The sequence below is a fragment of the Streptococcus oralis subsp. dentisani genome (genome assembly GCF_002096335.1).
Classification (GTDB): domain Bacteria; phylum Bacillota; class Bacilli; order Lactobacillales; family Streptococcaceae; genus Streptococcus; species Streptococcus oralis_Z.
Genome location: NZ_NCUW01000013.1, coordinates 1 through 451 on the forward strand (window position 1 = coordinate 1; position 451 = coordinate 451).

Annotated in this window: 3 tRNA genes; all 3 read left to right on the top strand. The window is 46.1% G+C overall.

The window, feature by feature from the left end:
* Positions 1-32: 32 nt before the first annotated feature.
* Positions 33-103, top strand: a tRNA-Gly gene (locus tag B7709_RS00155).
* 34 nt (positions 104-137) lie between these two features.
* Positions 138-211: transfer RNA gene (locus B7709_RS00160), tRNA-Ile, on the top strand.
* An 8-nt stretch (positions 212-219) separates the two neighbouring features.
* Positions 220-307: transfer RNA gene (locus B7709_RS00165), tRNA-Ser, on the top strand.
* The last annotated feature ends 144 nt before the right edge of the window (positions 308-451 follow it).

Consider the following 451-nt stretch of genomic DNA (forward strand, 5'->3'; position numbering starts at 1 on the left):
GATTCCGTCTCGCGCCATTTCATAATAGTTATGCGGGTGTAGTTTAGTGGTAAAACTACAGCCTTCCAAGCTGTTGTCGCGAGTTCGATTCTCGTCACCCGCTTTGAACTTTGTTCAAATTACCAAGTTTTTGACTTGGGCGCGTAGCTCAGGTGGTTAGAGCGCACGCCTGATAAGCGTGAGGTCGGTGGTTCGAGTCCACTCGTGCCCATTAAAGTAGGAGAATTACTCAAGAGGCTGAAGAGGACGGTTTGCTAAATCGTTAGGTCGGGTAACTGGCGCGGGGGTTCGAATCCCCCATTCTCCGTAAACTAAGAGTGTTAGCTCTTTTTTTATTGTCTTTGTGTGATGAGTTCGGCTCTTTGTCAACTGTAGCGGGTTGAAGAAAAGCTAAGTTCGGGAAAGGACAAAATTCGTCCTTTCTTTTTTGATGTTCAGAGCGATAAAAATC